Source organism: Streptomyces kryoterrae (assembly GCF_054072135.1).
Genome location: NZ_CM133358.1, coordinates 1389835 through 1406392, shown reverse-complemented (window position 1 = coordinate 1406392; position 16558 = coordinate 1389835). Strand labels below are relative to the sequence as shown.

14 protein-coding genes are annotated in these 16558 nt (G+C 70.7%); 3 read left to right on the top strand and 11 right to left on the bottom strand.

Annotated elements, in window-relative coordinates; translation table 11 throughout:
• The first annotated feature begins 86 nt into the window (after positions 1-86).
• Positions 87-3461 (top strand): pyruvate carboxylase, encoded by a 3375-nt coding sequence (locus tag ACW4TU_RS05740; protein ID WP_457425253.1) that lies wholly within the window; start codon positions 87-89, stop codon positions 3459-3461.
• A 337-nt stretch (positions 3462-3798) separates the two neighbouring features.
• Here the strand turns inward: ACW4TU_RS05740 and ACW4TU_RS05735 are convergent, their stop codons facing one another.
• From ACW4TU_RS05735 to ACW4TU_RS05715, 5 genes are all read right to left on the bottom strand, one after another.
• Complete coding sequence (locus tag ACW4TU_RS05735; RefSeq protein WP_189146100.1) at positions 3799-4326, bottom strand: NUDIX hydrolase family protein; 528 nt, start codon at positions 4324-4326, stop codon at positions 3799-3801.
• An 89-nt stretch (positions 4327-4415) separates the two neighbouring features.
• Positions 4416-5126, bottom strand: coding sequence for a response regulator (locus tag ACW4TU_RS05730; protein WP_457425251.1), 711 nt, complete (start codon positions 5124-5126; stop codon positions 4416-4418).
• Positions 5127-5257: 131 nt separating this feature from the next.
• The gene (locus ACW4TU_RS05725) at positions 5258-7264 is read right to left on the bottom strand and encodes an FtsX-like permease family protein (protein WP_457425248.1); all 2007 of its coding nucleotides are present in this window, start codon (positions 7262-7264) and stop codon (positions 5258-5260) included.
• Between the two features lie 269 nt (positions 7265-7533).
• Positions 7534-8220: an ABC transporter ATP-binding protein gene (locus ACW4TU_RS05720; RefSeq protein WP_457425246.1), complete on the bottom strand. Its 687-nt coding sequence runs from the start codon at positions 8218-8220 to the stop codon at positions 7534-7536.
• Between the two features lie 35 nt (positions 8221-8255).
• Positions 8256-8624 (bottom strand): DUF4333 domain-containing protein, encoded by a 369-nt coding sequence (locus tag ACW4TU_RS05715; RefSeq protein ID WP_457425244.1) that lies wholly within the window; start codon positions 8622-8624, stop codon positions 8256-8258.
• Between the two features lie 154 nt (positions 8625-8778).
• Here ACW4TU_RS05715 and ACW4TU_RS05710 point away from each other — a divergent pair, with 154 nt between their 5' ends.
• Positions 8779-9945 (top strand): sensor histidine kinase, encoded by a 1167-nt coding sequence (locus tag ACW4TU_RS05710; protein WP_457425242.1) that lies wholly within the window; start codon positions 8779-8781, stop codon positions 9943-9945.
• A 332-nt stretch (positions 9946-10277) separates the two neighbouring features.
• On the opposite strand, the gene ACW4TU_RS05705 is transcribed toward ACW4TU_RS05710, so the two are convergent.
• From ACW4TU_RS05705 to ACW4TU_RS05695, 3 genes are all read right to left on the bottom strand, one after another.
• Entirely contained in the window at positions 10278-10760 is a 483-nt protein-coding gene (locus ACW4TU_RS05705; protein ID WP_457425240.1) for a Dps family protein, read from the bottom strand.
• A gap of 35 nt (positions 10761-10795) precedes the next feature.
• Positions 10796-11038: a WhiB family transcriptional regulator gene (locus ACW4TU_RS05700; RefSeq protein WP_457425238.1), complete on the bottom strand. Its 243-nt coding sequence runs from the start codon at positions 11036-11038 to the stop codon at positions 10796-10798.
• Positions 11039-11153: 115 nt separating this feature from the next.
• Positions 11154-12002, bottom strand: coding sequence for an alpha/beta hydrolase (locus tag ACW4TU_RS05695; RefSeq protein ID WP_457425236.1), 849 nt, complete (start codon positions 12000-12002; stop codon positions 11154-11156).
• A 158-nt stretch (positions 12003-12160) separates the two neighbouring features.
• Between ACW4TU_RS05695 and ACW4TU_RS05690 the strand changes: the two genes are divergently transcribed.
• Entirely contained in the window at positions 12161-12955 is a 795-nt protein-coding gene (locus ACW4TU_RS05690) for a sulfite exporter TauE/SafE family protein (protein ID WP_457425234.1), read from the top strand.
• Here ACW4TU_RS05690 and ACW4TU_RS05685 read toward each other — a convergent pair whose 3' ends face one another.
• The 3 genes from ACW4TU_RS05685 to cobF form a co-directional block, all read right to left on the bottom strand.
• Positions 12956-13477, bottom strand: coding sequence for a hypothetical protein (locus ACW4TU_RS05685; RefSeq protein ID WP_457425232.1), 522 nt, complete (start codon positions 13475-13477; stop codon positions 12956-12958).
• Between the two features lie 109 nt (positions 13478-13586).
• Entirely contained in the window at positions 13587-15677 is a 2091-nt protein-coding gene (locus tag ACW4TU_RS05680; protein WP_457425230.1) for an MDR family MFS transporter, read from the bottom strand.
• A gap of 78 nt (positions 15678-15755) precedes the next feature.
• On the bottom strand, positions 15756-16544 hold the full coding sequence (gene cobF, locus ACW4TU_RS05675; RefSeq protein WP_457425228.1) for a precorrin-6A synthase (deacetylating): 789 nt from the start codon (positions 16542-16544) through the stop codon (positions 15756-15758).
• Positions 16545-16558: the final 14 nt, after the last annotated feature.

Here is a 16558-nt window from a genome sequence, read left to right as displayed (position 1 = left end):
GGGTATGAGTGGCCCGGCTCACATGGCGCGCGCCGGGCTGGGCCGACACCATGGGGCGCGTCACCGGCAGGCTGAAGGGATCCAGGATGTTCCGCAAGGTGCTGGTCGCCAACCGAGGTGAGATCGCGATTCGCGCGTTCCGCGCCAGCTATGAGCTGGGCGCGAGGACCGTGGCCGTCTTCCCGCACGAGGACCGCAATTCACTGCATCGGTTGAAGGCCGACGAGGCCTACGAGATCGGCCGGCCGGGACACCCCGTCCGGGCGTACCTCTCCGTGGAGGAGATCATCCGCGCCGCGCGACAGGCGGGCGCGGACGCCGTGTACCCCGGCTACGGGTTCCTCTCGGAGAACCCCGATCTGGCGAGCGCCTGCGAGGCAGCCGGCATCACCTTCGTCGGGCCCAGCGCCGACACGCTGGAGCTGACCGGCAACAAGGCGAGCGCCGTGGCCGCCGCCCGCGCCGCCGGCGTACCGGTGCTGGCCTCCTCGGCGCCCTCCGCCGACGTGGACGAACTCGTCCGCGCCGCCGAGGACATCGGCTTCCCGATCTTCGTCAAGGCAGTCGCCGGCGGTGGCGGGCGCGGCATGCGGCGGGTCGAGGAACCCGCCCAGCTGCGCGAGTCCATCGAGGCCGCGGCGCGAGAGGCGGCCTCCGCGTTCGGCGACTCCACGGTCTTCCTGGAGAAGGCGGTCGTCGAGCCACGCCACATCGAGGTGCAGATCCTCGCCGACGGGCAGGGCAACGTCATCCACCTCTTCGAACGCGACTGTTCGGTGCAGCGGCGCCACCAGAAGGTGATCGAGCTGGCCCCCGCGCCGAACCTCGACCCGGCACTCCGCGACCGGATCTGCGCCGACGCCGTGCGGTTCGCCCGGGAGATCGGCTACCGCAACGCGGGCACCGTCGAGTTCCTGCTCGACCGTGACGGCAACCATGTCTTCATCGAGATGAACCCGCGCATCCAGGTCGAGCACACGGTGACCGAGGAGGTCACCGACGTCGACCTCGTGCAGTCGCAGCTGCGCATCGCCTCCGGCGAGACACTCGCCGACCTGGGGCTCTCCCAGGAGACCGTCACCCTGCACGGGGCCGCACTCCAGTGCCGTATCACCACCGAGGACCCTGCCAACGGCTTCCGCCCGGACACCGGCAGGATCAGCGCCTACCGCTCGCCCGGCGGCTCGGGCATCCGGCTGGACGGCGGCACCACCCACGCCGGTACGGAGATCAGCGCGCACTTCGACTCGATGCTGGTCAAACTCACCTGCCGGGGCCGCGACTTCGAGACCGCGATCAGCCGGGCCCGGCGTGCCGTCGCCGAGTTCCGCATCCGCGGCGTGGCCACCAACATCCCGTTCCTGCAGGCCGTGCTCGACGACCCGGACTTCCGGAACGGCCGGGTCACGACGTCGTTCATCGAGCGACGCCCGCATCTGCTCACGGCACGTCACTCCGCCGACCGAGGTACGAAGCTGCTCACCTACCTCGCCGACGTCACGGTGAACAAGCCGCACGGTGAACGGCCCGCCCTGATCGACCCGGTCGGCAAGATCCCGCCCCTGCCGAGCACAGAGCCGCCCGCCGGCTCCCGGCAGCGGCTCGTCGAACTCGGCCCGGAGGGCTTCGCCCGGTGGCTGCGCGAGTCACCGACCATCGGCGTCACGGACACCACGTTCCGCGACGCCCATCAGTCACTGCTGGCCACCCGGGTCCGTACCAAGGACATGCTCGCCATCGCACCCGTGGTGGCGCGGACCCTGCCCGAGCTGCTGTCCCTGGAGTGCTGGGGCGGTGCCACCTACGACGTCGCGCTCCGCTTCCTCGCCGAGGACCCCTGGGACCGCCTGGCCGCCCTGCGCGAGGCCGTGCCGAACATCTGCCTGCAGATGCTGCTGCGCGGCCGTAACACCGTGGGCTACACGCCGTACCCGACCGAGGTGACCGACGCCTTCGTCCAGGAGGCCGCGGCCACCGGAATCGACATCTTCCGGATCTTCGACGCGCTCAACGACGTCGGGCAGATGCGGCCCGCCATCGACGCCGTACGCGAGACGGGAACGGCGATCGCCGAGGTCGCCCTGTGCTACACGTCCGACCTGTCCGACCCGTCCGAGCGGCTCTACACTCTGGACTACTACCTCCGGCTGGCCGAACAGATCGTCGAGGCCGGCGCGCACATCCTGGCCGTCAAGGACATGGCGGGACTGCTGAGGGCCCCGGCCGCCGCGACCCTCGTGACGGCACTGCGCCGCGAGTTCGACCTGCCGGTGCATCTCCACACGCACGACACGGCGGGCGGCCAGCTCGCCACGTACCTCGCCGCGATCCAGGCCGGCGCGGACGCGGTCGACGGTGCGGTGGCGTCGATGGCGGGCACCACCTCGCAGCCGTCGCTGTCGGGCATCGTCGCCGCGACCGACTACTCCGAGCGGCCCACCGGGCTGAGCCTGAAGGCCGTGGGCGACCTGGAGCCGTACTGGGAGAGCGTCCGGAAGATCTACGCACCGTTCGAGGCGGGCCTCGCCTCGCCTACCGGGCGCGTCTACCACCACGAGATCCCCGGCGGGCAGCTGTCCAACCTGCGCACCCAGGCGGTCGCGCTGGGCCTCGGCGACCGCTTCGAGGCGATCGAGGCGATGTACGCCGCCGCCGACCGGATCCTCGGCCGGCTGGTGAAGGTCACCCCTTCGTCGAAGGTGGTCGGCGATCTCGCGCTCCACCTGGTCGGCGCCGACGTCTCGCCGGACGACTTCGAGGCGACGCCGAACAGGTTCGACATCCCCGACTCCGTGATCGGCTTCCTGCGCGGCGAGCTGGGCAACCCGCCCGGCGGCTGGCCGGAGCCCTTCCGCACCAAGGCCCTGGAGGGCCGTGCCGCGCCCAAGCCCATGGCGGAACTGACGGCGGACGACCGCACGGGCCTGGCCAAGGACCGGCGGGCGACGCTCAACAGGCTGCTGTTCCCCGGGCCGACGCGCGAGTACGAGACACACCGTCAGACCTACGGCGACACCAGCGTGCTGGCCAGCAAGGACTTCTTCTACGGGCTGCGTCCCGGGACGGAGTACGCCGTCGACCTCGAACCGGGCGTACGGCTGCTCATCGAACTGGAGGCCGTCGGTGAGGCCGACGAGCGCGGTATGCGCACCGTGATGTCCACGCTGAACGGCCAGCTGCGGCCGATCCAGGTGCGCGACACCGCTGTGTCCTCCGACATCCCGGCGACGGAGAAGGCGGACCGGGCCAACTCCGGCCATGTCGCCGCGCCGTTCGCCGGAGTGGTGACCCTCGCCGTCGCCGAGGGGGACGAGGTGGCGGCCGGCGCCACGGTGGCCACCATCGAGGCGATGAAGATGGAAGCCGCGGTCACCGCATCGAGGGCCGGGAAGGTGACGAGGCTGGCCATCAACAGGATCCAGCAGGTGGAGGGCGGCGACCTGCTCGTCGAGATCGCCTGAATCCGGGACGGCCCGGCGCCCGGGCACCAGCGACAACCCCTCGGGAGCCGGGGCTCAGGGCGCCTGTCCGCCGTAGGAGCAGCCTTTGGGGCCCGCCGACCACGGAGCACGGGGGAGGCGTGAGCGAGGGCGGGAACGGCCCGGCCGGATCGACGGAGGCCTCAGAAACGCCGGGAGGGCCGGTGGAACGCCACCTGCCCTCCCGGGTTGCCAGGGCCCGTACGTCAGTTGCCCGCCCAGGGCGCTACGGGCTCGCCGAGGTGCGGGCGCCGAGGTCGCGCCTGCGGGAATGCTGCGGACATCTTCGTCATTGCCGGGTTCTGATTGTCGGCGCTGTTCAGGACAGGCAGCCGACATGGGCGAGGGCCTGCTTGAGGAGGACTCCCTGGCCGCCAGGCATCTCGTTCTGGACCACGGGGGAGGACGCCTCCTCCGGGCTGAACCAGACCAGGTCCAGGGCGTCCTGGCGGGGGCGGCAGTCGCCGGCCACCGGGACGATGTAGGCGAGGGACACCGCGTGCTGGCGCGGGTCGTGGAACGGGGTGACCCCGAGCGTCGGGAAGTACTCCGCGACGGTGAAGGGCTGTGGGGAGGCCGGGACCCGAGGCAGCGCCACCGGGCCGAGGTCCTTCTCCAGGTTGCGCAGGAGGGCGTCGCGCACGCGCTCGTGGTGCAGGACGCGGCCTGACACCAGAGCACGGCTGACCGTGCCGTCCGAGCTGATGCGCAGGAGCAGGCCGATCTTGGTGACTTCGCCGTTGTCGTCGACGCGCACCGGTACGGCTTCGACGTACAGGATCGGCATCCGTGCGCGAGACTGTTCGAGCTCGTCGGGTGCCAGCCAGCCGGGCGTGGTTTCGATCATGTCAGACATTGGCTGATCGTACTTTCAACTCGTCCTGTTTCTGCATAGCCTCTCCACGTCGAACGCGCCACATCCGGGTGACCCGCCACTCACGTCTCCGGGCGCGCATGCCCGTTCTGCCATGCCCAGGCCGCGATCTCCACCCGATTCCGGGCGGCCAGCTTCGCCTGCACGCTCGACAGGTGCGTCTTGACTGTGGAGAGGGAGACGAACAACGCGGAGGCGATCTCGGCGTTGGTGCGGCCCAGGGCGACCAGCCCGACCACATCGAGTTCCCGGTCGGTGAGCGGTTCCCTGAGCGTCGCCGCGGAGACCGGGGGCGGAGCCGTGGGGCGGGACGCGGTGGCCTGCGGGGCGGTGATGTGCTGGAGCAGCCGGACCGTGATCGACGGCGACACCAGGGAGTCACCGGCAGCCGCGGCCCGTACCGCCTCCGCGAGGAGGATGGGCCCCGAGTCCTTGAGCAGGAACCCGCAGGCGCCGCCGCGCAGTGCCCCGTACACATACTCGTCGAGGTCGAAGGTGGTGACCACGACGACCCGCATCGGGTCGGTGACACCGGGACCGGCCAGCAGCCTGGTCGCCTCCAAACCGTCGAGCTTGGGCATCCGGATGTCCAGCAGGCACACGTCAGGACGCTCACGGCGGGCCAGCGTCACGGCCTCCTCCCCGTCGGAGGCCTCGGCGACCACGGTGATGTCGGGCTGGGCGTCCAGGAAGAAGCGGAAGCCGGTACGGACCATGTCCTGGTCGTCCGCGATGAGAACACGGATCGGAGGGCTGGGCGGGGCGGCGGTCATGGCTCGATCATGCCTCAGGGGTGGGAGGGGAGGGTGGCGGAGTGGGGATAGGGACCGAGAGGATCGTGGGGAAGGAGCGGGGACCGGTCGCGACGGTCTCCTTCCCCTCGCCCCTGACGTCGACTTCGTTGTCAGTCCACCGTCTGCGCCGCATCCGCGGTAACCGCCCGCAGCAGGGGTCTGCTCGCTCCGATCGCCCCGAACATGGCCAGCGCGCCCACGGTCACGCACACCGCCAGGGTCATCGCGCCGGAGGTGCTGATCGTGGTGCCGAACAGCTTGTTGACCTGGAAGGCGGCATAGATTCCGGCAGCGGTGGTGCCGCCGGCGAGGACGACCAGCGGGAGGACCGTCTCCCGGAACCTGGCCCGGTCGAGGAGCTTCAACGGGGTGCCGGCCAGCCGCAGCAGGGCGTAGACGCGCCGCCGGTCGAGGACGTTCGCGGCGGCGGTCAGCCCGGCGGAGGCGGTCGCGACGAGGAAGCTGACGGCGAGGGCGGCGGTGCCGAGTTCGCCGAGCCGGCCGGTGAAGGCATCGTTCTCGGCGTTGGCATATGCCTGGGTGAACGGGAGCCGGCCGGGCACCAGGTCCGACAGTGCGGTGACCGCCGTGTCGAGTTGTGAGGCGCTGCCGGAGACGTGGACGACCGCTCCGGGTGTACCGAACAGTATGCCGTCGTCGCCGTCGCTCGTGGTGACGGTCGCTTTCACACCGGCCGCGTGGAGCAGCGTGCGGGCCTCGGCGGTCGCGGTGCGGGCCGTGGCGGCGCTGGTGGTGGGTACGGCGACCTGGCCGGGGAAGCGGTAGTCGTCGATGCTCACGTTGCCCACGGTGAAGAACCCGGCGACGAACCCGGCGAGGACCAGCCCGCTGACGGTGCGCCAGGAGCCGCGCGGGTCGTCGCTGAGCCGGCGCGCGGCCAGCAGAGTCGCCGGGCGGCGGGCGAAGCGGGCCGTGAGCCGCCCGAGTCGGTCCACGACCCACGGGCCGAGCAGCCAGAAGGCGCCGTAGAACATGAGCAGCATCACCAGTTGCTGACGGGCGCTCGCGTCGCCCGACGAGGCCGTCACGTAGATGTAGATCAGGACCGCGGCGAAGAGGACCAGGCGGATGAGGCGCGTACGGCGCGGGTTCGCCTGCTGGGCCACGCCGAGGGGAGAGATCGCCACCTGACGCAATGTCGTCATGGCGCTCAGTGCGATGAGGCCGGCCACGAACACCACGACCGCCAGCAGCCAGGGCAGCCCCACCCACAACCGGCGGATGTACCAGGTGCCGATGCCGAAAGGGATCTCCGCGAGCGCGGGCAGCAGCAGACAGTACGCCAGCGCGCCCGCCAGGGCCCCGGCCGCGCCGACGACCAGCGACTCCAGGCCGGTCATCGCGAGGATCTGACGCGGTGTCGCTCCCGCCAGCCGCAGCGCGGCGAGCCGTTGCTCACGCCGGGCCGCCCCGAGTCGTCCGGCGGCTGCGGCGAGCACGATCACGGGGACGGCGACGATGGCCACCCCGATCGACACTGCGGGCTTGTCCGCCGAGGTGAACACACTGACGTCGGTTCCGTCGAAGCCGGAGACCACCGAGCGTGCGGTCTGGCCGCCGAACTGGCCGAAGAGGCCGAGTGGTTCGGCTGCGGTGGAGACCGCCGGGTCGGAGGCATCCCTCCCTAGGACGGCCACCAGCTCTTCGGGTGCCGCGAGGCCGGCGTCGCCGATGGTGCCGTACGAGGACACCTTCGGGAAGCGGTCGGCGAGTTGGTTCGCCGGTGTCCTGTGCAGCAGGTCGGCCAGGGCGGGCGAGACGTACACCTGCCCCGGCCCGGGGAACGAGGTCAGCCCCGGGGGCGCCGGAGTCGCCTTGCGGCCGGGCAGCTGGGCCAGTGACACGACGGTTATCGGGCGGTCCCCGAGATAGGTCGTCCCGAGCGTCTGTACGGCGGTGCCGTGCCGGTCGGGGGCCGGGGTGCGCCAGGCCGTGTCGTGGGCGCGGGCACCGCTGCCGAAGAAGGCGGCCGTCAGCACCAGCAGGATCAGCGAACCGACGGCCGCGGCGCCGGCCGCCAGCAACTGGCTGTGTAGGCCGCGGCGGCCGGAGCGGCGTGCGAGGAACCACGTCAACTGTGGGACGGGCGAGGACATGAGGGCTCCGGGGTACTCGGAAGGGGCGGAGAAGGCCGTGCTCGGGCAGGCGCGGGGATGCGGAACGCGGCGGGACGGGAGACGGCGGGTGAGCAGGGGCGGGACGGAGGAGAGGCGCGGGAGCGTCGGAGGGCGGAGCCGTCGGCGGTCGCGGTGCCGATGGCAGCGGCCGGTCGCGGGAGGCGGAGGACGGGAGGCAGTGGTGACGGAGGAGGGCAACGTGGTGGGACCGTCTGCCGGGCAGGGCGTCGCGGCGGCGGGCCCCAGGCTCAGGGCGTGACGGTGTACTGGTGGTGGCCCGTGATCCGGCCGTCGCGGACCTGGAGGACGCGGTCGCAGTGGGCGGCGACGTCCGCGTCGTGCGTGACCATCACCAGGGAGGCGCCCTGTTCACGGGTGACCGAGGTCAGCAACAGGACGACCTCCTCGCTGGTGACCTGGTCCAGCGCGCCGGTCGGCTCGTCGGCGAAGACCACGTCGGGCTGGACGACCAGCGCGCGGGCTATCGCGACGCGCTGGGCCTGACCGCCGGACAGCTGACCGGGGCGGCGCTTCTCCAGACCGTCGAGGCCGAGCGGGGCGAACCAGCGGCGGGCGAGGGAGACGGCCCGGCCACGGGGTATGCCGTCCAGCATGAGCGGCAGGGCGATGTTCTCCTCGGCGGGCAGTTCGGGCAGCAACTGGCCGAACTGGAAAACGAATCCGAACCGCTTGCGACGCAGTTCGCTCAGCCGGTTCTCACCCAGGTTGTCGATGCGCTCACGATGCAGCAGAACCTCACCGTCGTCCGGGCGGACGACTCCGGCCAGGGTGTGCAGGAGGGTCGACTTCCCTGACCCCGACGGACCCATGATCGCCAGAGACTCGCGGACGCCGACCTTCACGTCCACGCCGTGCAGTGCGACGGTGGAGCCGTACTTCTTGGTGAGGCCGAGACCGGCCAGGACGGTGCTCATGATCTTCTCGTTCTCCTTGGTCTCCTCGCTGCTGTTCAGCGCTCGAACTTCCAGGTCACGGAGGTGGTCGTCGCCGCGACCACCGTCACCGGTATGTCTATGTCCTTGCCCGTGCCGGTGTGGCCCGTGCACGTGATGCTCGCGCCGGCCACGGCCTTCAGTCCGGTCGGACAGGACACCCGGGAGACCTTCGTGCCCACCCAGGGCAGCGGGTGGAACTTGCTCTGGGCGCGACCCGCGACGATGTCTGCCGCCAGCGCCTTGTGGCCGTCGACCGCCACCGTCGTGTACTTGTCCAAGGAGCTCGTCGACTCGGTGCCCGCGAGCAGATGGGTTCCGACGCCGGCCAGCGCGACCGCGGCTGTCGCGCCGCCGATCACGCTGATGAGGGCTTTGCGATGCATCTCGTACTCCTGAAGGTGGGGCGGGGTGGGCAGTGGCTCCACTCTGTCCCGCGGGCAGGAGTGCGCGCCTCGGCCGTCCGGCCAGCTTTCACGGACCCGGGCCTCGGCCTTTCGGCCGATACGGCCGCGGCCGTCCGCGCATACGGTGATTCGCATGAGATCGGATTCGTCCCGCAGCTGCGCCACGACTTTCGTCGTCACGCTCCTGGTCATGGCCGGGATCCTTGACGTGGTCGACGCGAGCGAGAGCGGTTACGCGATCTGGCCACATGCGGTCGTCCTGGTTCCCGGGTTCGCCGCCCTGCTGTGGCCCGGCCGGCGGCGTCCGGACTGGCTCACCCCGCAGCTGCGCACGGGCGCACCGGCCGTCGCCTCGCTCTTGTTCACGGCGGGTTCGCTGCTGCTGGGCAGCCAGGTCTCGTTCGGCCCGGGCGAGACAGTCGTCCTGCTGAGTCTGCTGTTCATCGCGGTACGGCACTGTCCCCAGCCCTGGGCCGTCGTCTGCGGGGTACTGAACGGCGCCGCGCTGCTCGGAACACCCGCGCGCTTCTATCAGGACGACATGTCCACTCTGATGGCCTTCATGATGGTGGCGCTCGTCCTGATCGGCCTCGTCGGCGGTCTGGCCGCGTACCTGCGCTCACAGGACTACCGGCGGACCGTGGCGGTCGTCGAGACCCGGCGGGCGGAACGAGTGGCGATCGCCACCGACCTGCACGACTTCGTCGCCCACCATGTCACCGGCATCCTCGTCCAGACCCAGATGGCCCGGATGATGGCCACCGCCCAGCCGGAGAACCTGGACACCGTCCTCGCGGGCATAGAACGCGCGGCCACGGAAGCCCTGGCGTCGATGCGCCGTACCGTCGGCGTGCTGCGGGACACCGGCCCTGACGCCGCCGACCGCAGACCCGTCGGCGACCTGGCCGGCATCGCGGAACTGACGGACGGCTTTGCGAGTCCGGTCCAGCACGTCACCCTCGACCGTGACCCCACAGTGCCGGACGACCTTCCGCACGAGGTCCAGGCCGCGGCGTTCCGGGTGGTGCAGGAGGCGCTGACGAACGTACGGCGGCACGCGGCCGATGCCGGCGAGGTCACCGTCCGGCTCCGCCACGACGGCCGCCGACTGGAGGTCGGTGTGACCGACGACGGCCGGGGCGGCACCCAGCTCCCGCCCGCCGCACACGGTGGCGGCTTCGGGCTGGTCGGCCTCATGGAGCGCGTCACGGCCTTGGGCGGGGACCTGCGCGCGGGGCCACCGATCGGACAGACGCAGGGGTGGGAGGTACGGGCGCTCTTCCCCACGGGGAAGGCATGATGAGGCGGAGGTGGCGACCGTCAATGCCGGTGTGACCGGCCTTGTCCGCGCTCTCGATGTCGAGCTCGCGCCGATCCGGGGGAACGCCGTGCACCCGGGGGGCATCGGCCGCAGGTCCCTGCTGCCGCGACAAACCCGGCGGGTGTACTGGCCGGACCATGGGCCCGTACACCCGCCGGGTCGTCGCGCCACGATGGCGACGTGGTGGACGCTGTGGATTTCCTGCTGCGCAGCCGCTCCGTTACGTCAACGCGATCGACCTGAGCGTGGACGGGGTGGCTGTTGGGGTGAAGAGGGGAGGGGAGCCAGGGGGAGAGGCGCGGAGACTCGGGTCAGGCGCCGCGAGTCGCGTTCTCCGCCTCGAACATCCAGCGCTGCTTCTCGAGTTCGGCCGTGATGCCGATCAGCAGGTCCTGGGTCACCGGATCTGCCTCTTCCGTGGCACCAATGCGTTCGCGCAGGCGTTCGATCGCCGTTGTCAGCGCCTCGACGAGGAGCCGCACGACGTCCGTGTCCTGGATCCAGCCGTCCTTCGGGCCCTGGAACACGGAGGCCGAGGCGACCGTTTCCGGGCGGCCGTCCGGCGACACGCCGAGCGCCGCCGCGCGCTCCGCGACCGTGTCGGAGAACGCGCGGGCCGCAGTCACGACCTCGTCGAGGTGCAGGTGGATCGAACGGAACCTCGGCCCCACGATGTTCCAGTGGGCCTGCTTCCCGATCAGTGACAGCGCCAGCAGATCCACCAGAGTCGCCTGCAGGGCGTCGCCGGTGATCCGGCGCTCCGGCTCGGGCAGGCTGCTCTTCACGACAGTCATGGGTGCTCCTCATCGTTTCGCGGCCCGGGTTCTCGCTACCGGACCCGTTCTCTCGCGGTACGGAGCAGTGCGGCGCGTTCCTCTTCGCAGGTGCCGCCCCACACACCCGCGGTCTGACCGCTGCGCAGTGCCCAGTCCAGGCACTCCGGGGTCACCGGGCAGTGGGCGCACACACGCTTCGCGGCGGCGATGTCCCGCACCGCCGGCCCCTTTGTGCTGACGGGGAAGAACAGTTCGGGGTCTTCTCCCGTGCAGGCTGCTCGCCGCAACCACTCCATGGAAACGCGGGTGCCCAGGTCGAACGGACGGAAACGTGACGGAACCGGCCACGGGAGGCGGCGGAGAGCGATCGGGGGTCGGCGGGGAGGGTGATCAGTGCTGTGGGGAGGGTGATCATTCGGCCCGGGGCGTGAGCACCCGGTCCACGAAGGAGGTCAGCTCGGCGAAGGCCGCCGCCCTGTCCGTCTCCAGGAAGACGTCGTGCCGGGCGCCCGGAAAGATCCGCTCGGTCCAGTCGGTGCCGCGCAGCTCCTCGATGCCGACACGGCTTCCGGCGAGCGGGACGAGCCGGTCGTCGTCGCCGTGCAGCCACAGCAGCGGCAGTGGTCCGATGGCACCGCTCTTCGCCACGGTTTCCAGCGTCTGTACGAACGCCTCCAGCGTCGGCCGTTTCATCGGGCCGTGCCAGACCAGCGGGTCGGCCATGTACGCGGCCCCGACCGCCGGATCACGGGACAGCGCGGCCGGGTTGATGGGTCGGTCGGGGATCTCGTCGAGTTCGAGCAGCCGCCCCGGGAGGTCCCAGCTGCCGAGTACGGGCGCGGACAGGACGAGCGCGGCGAGTTCGTCGCCGTACCGCTGTGCGAAGCGGGCCGCGATCAGGCCGCCGGTGGAGTGGCCGATCAGGACGACCGGCACGCCCGGGTGGGCGGACCGGGCGAGGTCGGCGACGGTGTGCAGGTCGGTGACGACGTCCTCGAAGTCCACGATCACCGCCCGTTCGCCCGCCGACCGGCCGTGTCCCTGGTGATCGGGGCCGAGGACGGTCGCGCCGTGGGCCACGACGGCGGCGGCGAGTTCCTCGTAGCGGCCCACGTGCTCCCCGTACCCGTGGGAGAGGAGGGCGAGGTAGAGAGGTGGGTCGAGCGGACGTCCGGAATCGCTGTGGGTTGGCCGCCGCCACTCGCGGACGGTGATCGCGCCCCTGGTGCCGGGGAGGACGTACTCGCGGGACTCGGCCATGGCTTCTCCGGGTGCGTCGTTGAACGTGTGCGTGGTGTGCGTGGATCTTCCCAGGGGCCGGGCGGCCGGTCCACGGTGACGCGTCCGGGTGGGGCAGGGGTCACCTGGCGAGACGGTCCTTACGGCCGCAGTTGGGTGGGCTTAGCATCAGTGTCCGCATGAACACGATGACGCTCTGGCACATGACGCACTGGGAGTTCGCCGCGCTCGCCGCCGCGGCGGTGCTCGTCGGCTTCTCCAAGACCGCCGTCAGCGGGGCCAACACGGTCAGCCTGGCGATCTTCGCGGCCGTCCTGCCCGCCCGGGAGTCCACCGGTGTGCTGCTGCCGATCCTGATCGCGGGGGACGTACTCGCCGTCCTGACCTACCGCCGACACGCCCACTGGCCGACCCTGTGGCGGCTGTTCCCGGCGGTCGCGGTGGGCGTGGTCGTCGGCACGGTGTTCCTGGTGTGGGCGGACGACGACGTCGTACGGACCTCGATCGGGGCGATCCTGCTGTTCATGGCCGGGGTGACGGTGTGGCGCCGACGGCGTGCGGAGGCGGAGGCAAAGGCGGAATCGGAGGAGGACGAACCGGACGCGGTGAGCACACCCGCCGGCCGCCTCAAGGCCCGCTCGTACGGTGTCCTCGGCGGCTTCACGACGATGGTCGCCAACGCGGGCGGCCCGGTCATGTCGATGTATCTCCTCTCGGCCGGCTTCCGGAAGCTCGGCTTTCTGGGCACGTCGGCGTTCTTCTTCCTGATCGTCAACGTCTCGAAGGTTCCCTTCAGCGCCGGCCTCGGCCTGATCGACGGCCACTCGCTCCTGCTCGACGCGGCGCTCGTGGTGTTCGTCATCCCCGGTGCGTTTCTCGGCAAATGGGCTGTGAACCGAATCAACCAGCGGCTGTTCGAGCAGTTGGTCATCGCGGCGACCGTGGTGGGCGGGGCACAGTTGCTGCTGCGCTGATCAGCGGCGGTTCGGGTGTTGGCTCGCGCCGAGCGTGGCCTGTATTCGGTCGATGGCGCGCAGCACCTCGTCCCGGTTCTTGGCGCTCTTGATCCATACCGGCAGCCGGGCGACCAGGGTCATTTTCCGACCGGTGTCGTACCAGGGCGCCCGTTCGCGCAGGGAGGCCGCGACGAACCGCCTGATATAGGCCAGGTGTTCGAGGTTGTACGCCCACAGCCGACCGTGACGGGTCTCCGTCTGCAGCCACACGGGGAGGTGGAAGTACGGGTCGCGTGCCGTGGCGGCGGTGCTGCCCGAGAACATGACCGAGCTGCCGGACCAACGACGGGACAGACCGCAGCCGCCGCACACGAGGCGCCGCGGCGCGAACAGCACCGAGTGGATCGCCTGGTCCGGCTCGTGAGGGTCCGGTTGGACATGTGCGGGACGCGCACAGCGCGGACAGCGCACCAGGACCGAGCCGATGAAGTCGTCCTTCGTGCTGCGGGGGTCGCGGAAGCGCACCGGGGCCGGGGGCATGACAGGAGTATGGCCGTGACCCGAATGACGGGGCATCTGGTTTCTCGCTCCCGGGAACGGCCTCACGCGAGAGCCGACGCGTCCGACCGTGACTTCCACGGGACGCCGACTACGACCCGGACGTACCTCCGCCCGCTCCCGACAGTGCCGCCGGACGGGTCGGCAGGCTGCTGCTGAGGTCCTCCACCAGGAGGCGTTTGGCGATGGTGTCCACCGCGGCGCGCAGGTCGTCGCCCGAGGGGCGGCCGAGGTCCTGTTCCACCCGGCCGGCCAGCCAGGTGCCCCAGGCACTGCTGATCACCTCGGCCTCGCGGGTGCCCGCCCCGGTGTGGGAGAAGAAGGAGCCGGTGCGGGTCAGATAGCCCTCCTCGACCATGCGGTCGAAGACCGGCAGGAGCACCTCGGGCGGCATGTGACGGCGGGCGGCGATCAGGCCGAGGCCGGCGTGGCCGACCATGCGGGTGAACAGCTCGACCTGCATCACGGCCCAGGCGCCCGCGATGTCGAGGCGGGTGTCGGAGTCACTGACGATCCGGCGCGCGGTGTCCAGATCCGTACTGCCGATGATCTTGCCCACGGAGGCTTCCAGCAGTCGGCGCGAGTCCGGGTTGCTCGGCGTCGCGAAACCGTCGCCCATGTCCGTCGACGCCATCCGGGCGCTGTCGCGCAACTGGACCTGCTTGAGGAACAGGGCGACGACGAAGCCGAGGAGTGCGACCGGCACGGTCCACAGGAAGACGGTCTGGATGGTGTCCGCGTACGCGCCGATGATCGGCTCGGCCGCCTTGGCGGGCAGTTGGTGCAGGCCGGCCGGGCTGGTGGCCGCCCTGGTGATGGTGGCCTGGTCCGCCGTACCCGTGCGGGCGGCTTCCGCGATGCCCTCGGAGAGGTTCGGTGTCAGCGAGTTGGTGTAGAGCGTGCCGAAGACCGCGGTCCCGAACGAACTGCCCAGCGTACGGAAGAAGGTGACGCCGGAGGTCGCGGTGCCGAGGTCGGCGTACTCGACGGTGTTCTGGACGGCGATCGTCAGCACCTGCATGCCCAGGCCGATACCGGAGCCGAGGACGAACATGTAGAGCGAGGCCAGCCAGGTGCTGGTCGACGCGTCCATGAGGGAGAGGAGATACAGGCCCAGGCCCATCACCGCCAAGCCGATGACCGGGAAGAAGCGGTACTGACCGGTCTTGCTGACCACGTTGCCACTGAAGACGGACGCGATCAGCAGGCCCAGCACCATGGGGAGGGTGCGTACGCCGGAGACCGTCGCCGAGTCGCCGTCGACGTACTGGAGGAAGGTGGGGAGGTACGTCATCGCGCCCAGCATCGCGAAGCCCACGATGAAGCTGAGGATCGAGCAGACCGTGAACACGGGGTTGCCGAACAGCCGCATGGGCAGCATCGGTTCGGCCGCGCGGGACTCCGCCCAGCAGAACAGGCCGAGCGAGGCCGCGCCGCCGACGAACAGCGCGACGATGACGCCGGAACCCCACGCGTACTGGTTGCCGCCCCAACTCGTCGCCAGGATCAGCGCGCTGGCGCCGATCGCGACGAACGCGATGCCCAGATAGTCGATGACCGGGCGTACCGCCGACTTCACCACCGGAATGGTGCGGGCCGCCGCGACCACGACCGCGATCGCGATGGGAACGTTGACGTAGAACGCCCAGCGCCACGTCAGATGGTCGGTGAACAGGCCGCCGAGCAGCGGTCCGATGACCGTCGCCACACCGAACACGGCGCCGATCGCGCCCTGGTACTTGCCGCGCTCCCGCAGCGGGATGACGTCGGCGATCAGAGCCATCGCCGTGACCATCAGCCCGCCCGCGCCGACGCCCTGCATGGCCCGCCAGACGATCAGCAGCGTCATGTTCGTGGCGAGTCCGCACAGGAACGAACCGGTGATGAAGACGATCGCCGAGACCTGGAAGACCACCTTGCGGCCGAACAGGTCGCCGAACTTGCCGACCAGCACCGTGGCCACGGTCTCCGCCAGCAGATACGACGTCACCACCCACGACATGTGCTCGGCACCGCCCAGGTCCGACACGATCGTCGGCAGGGCCGTGCCGACGATCGTCTGGTCCAGGGCGGCCAGCAGCATGCCGAGCATGATTGTGACGAAGACGACGTTGCGGCGGCGGGAGTCCAGCACAGGTGGCTGCGCGGCGGCGGGCGGTGCGGTGTCCTCGGCGACTGTCACGAGGTCACGATCACACCGGTGGTACACCCGTGCAAGGGGTGGCGTCCGGCCGGGTATCCGGCTCCCGGCCCCCGGTGCCTACGGCTGCTCGGGCCGAGGCTCCCCGGGGTTCCGGCGCAGCAGGTACGTGTCCATGATCCAGCCCTTGCGCTCACGTGCCTCGGCACGCAACCGCTCGATACGGGGTGCGGCCTCGGCGATCGGCCCGGAGACGAGGATCTCGTCCGGCGTGCCCATGTAGGCACCCCAGTAGATGTCGATGTCCTCGTCGGCGTACTCCCGGAAGGCCTGATGGGCGTCCAGCATCACCACCACGTCGTCGACCCCCGCCGGAAAACCCTCGGCGAGCCGTCGCCCGGTGGTGATCTGGACGGGACGCCCGACCCGGTTGAGCCCTGTGCGGTGCCGGGCGACCAGCGCGGAGACACTGCTGATGCCGGGCACGACGTCGTACTCGAAGTCCACCGTGCCCCGCCCGCGGGTCTCCTCCAGAATCCCGAGCGTGCTGTCGTACAACGAGGGGTCGCCCCACACCAGGAACGCTCCGCTCTCCTCCGCGCCGAGTTCACCGGCGATCAGCCGCTCGTAGATCTCGGCCCTGGCCCGCCGCCAGTCCCCGACCGCGGGGGAGTAAGCGGCGCCCCCGGCCGTCCGGTCCCGCTCGGGATCGCGCACCTCGACCAGGCGGTACGTCCCTTCCGGCACATGCGTGTCGAGCAGGTGCCGGCGCAACCGCACGAGGTCGGACTTGGCCTCGCCCTTGTCGAGGACGAAGAACACGTCGGTGTCCCGCAGCGCCCCGACCGCCTGCAGGGTGAGCTGGTCGGGGTCGCCCGCGCCGATACCGATGACATGAATCCTCCGCACGCCCCGAGTCTGCC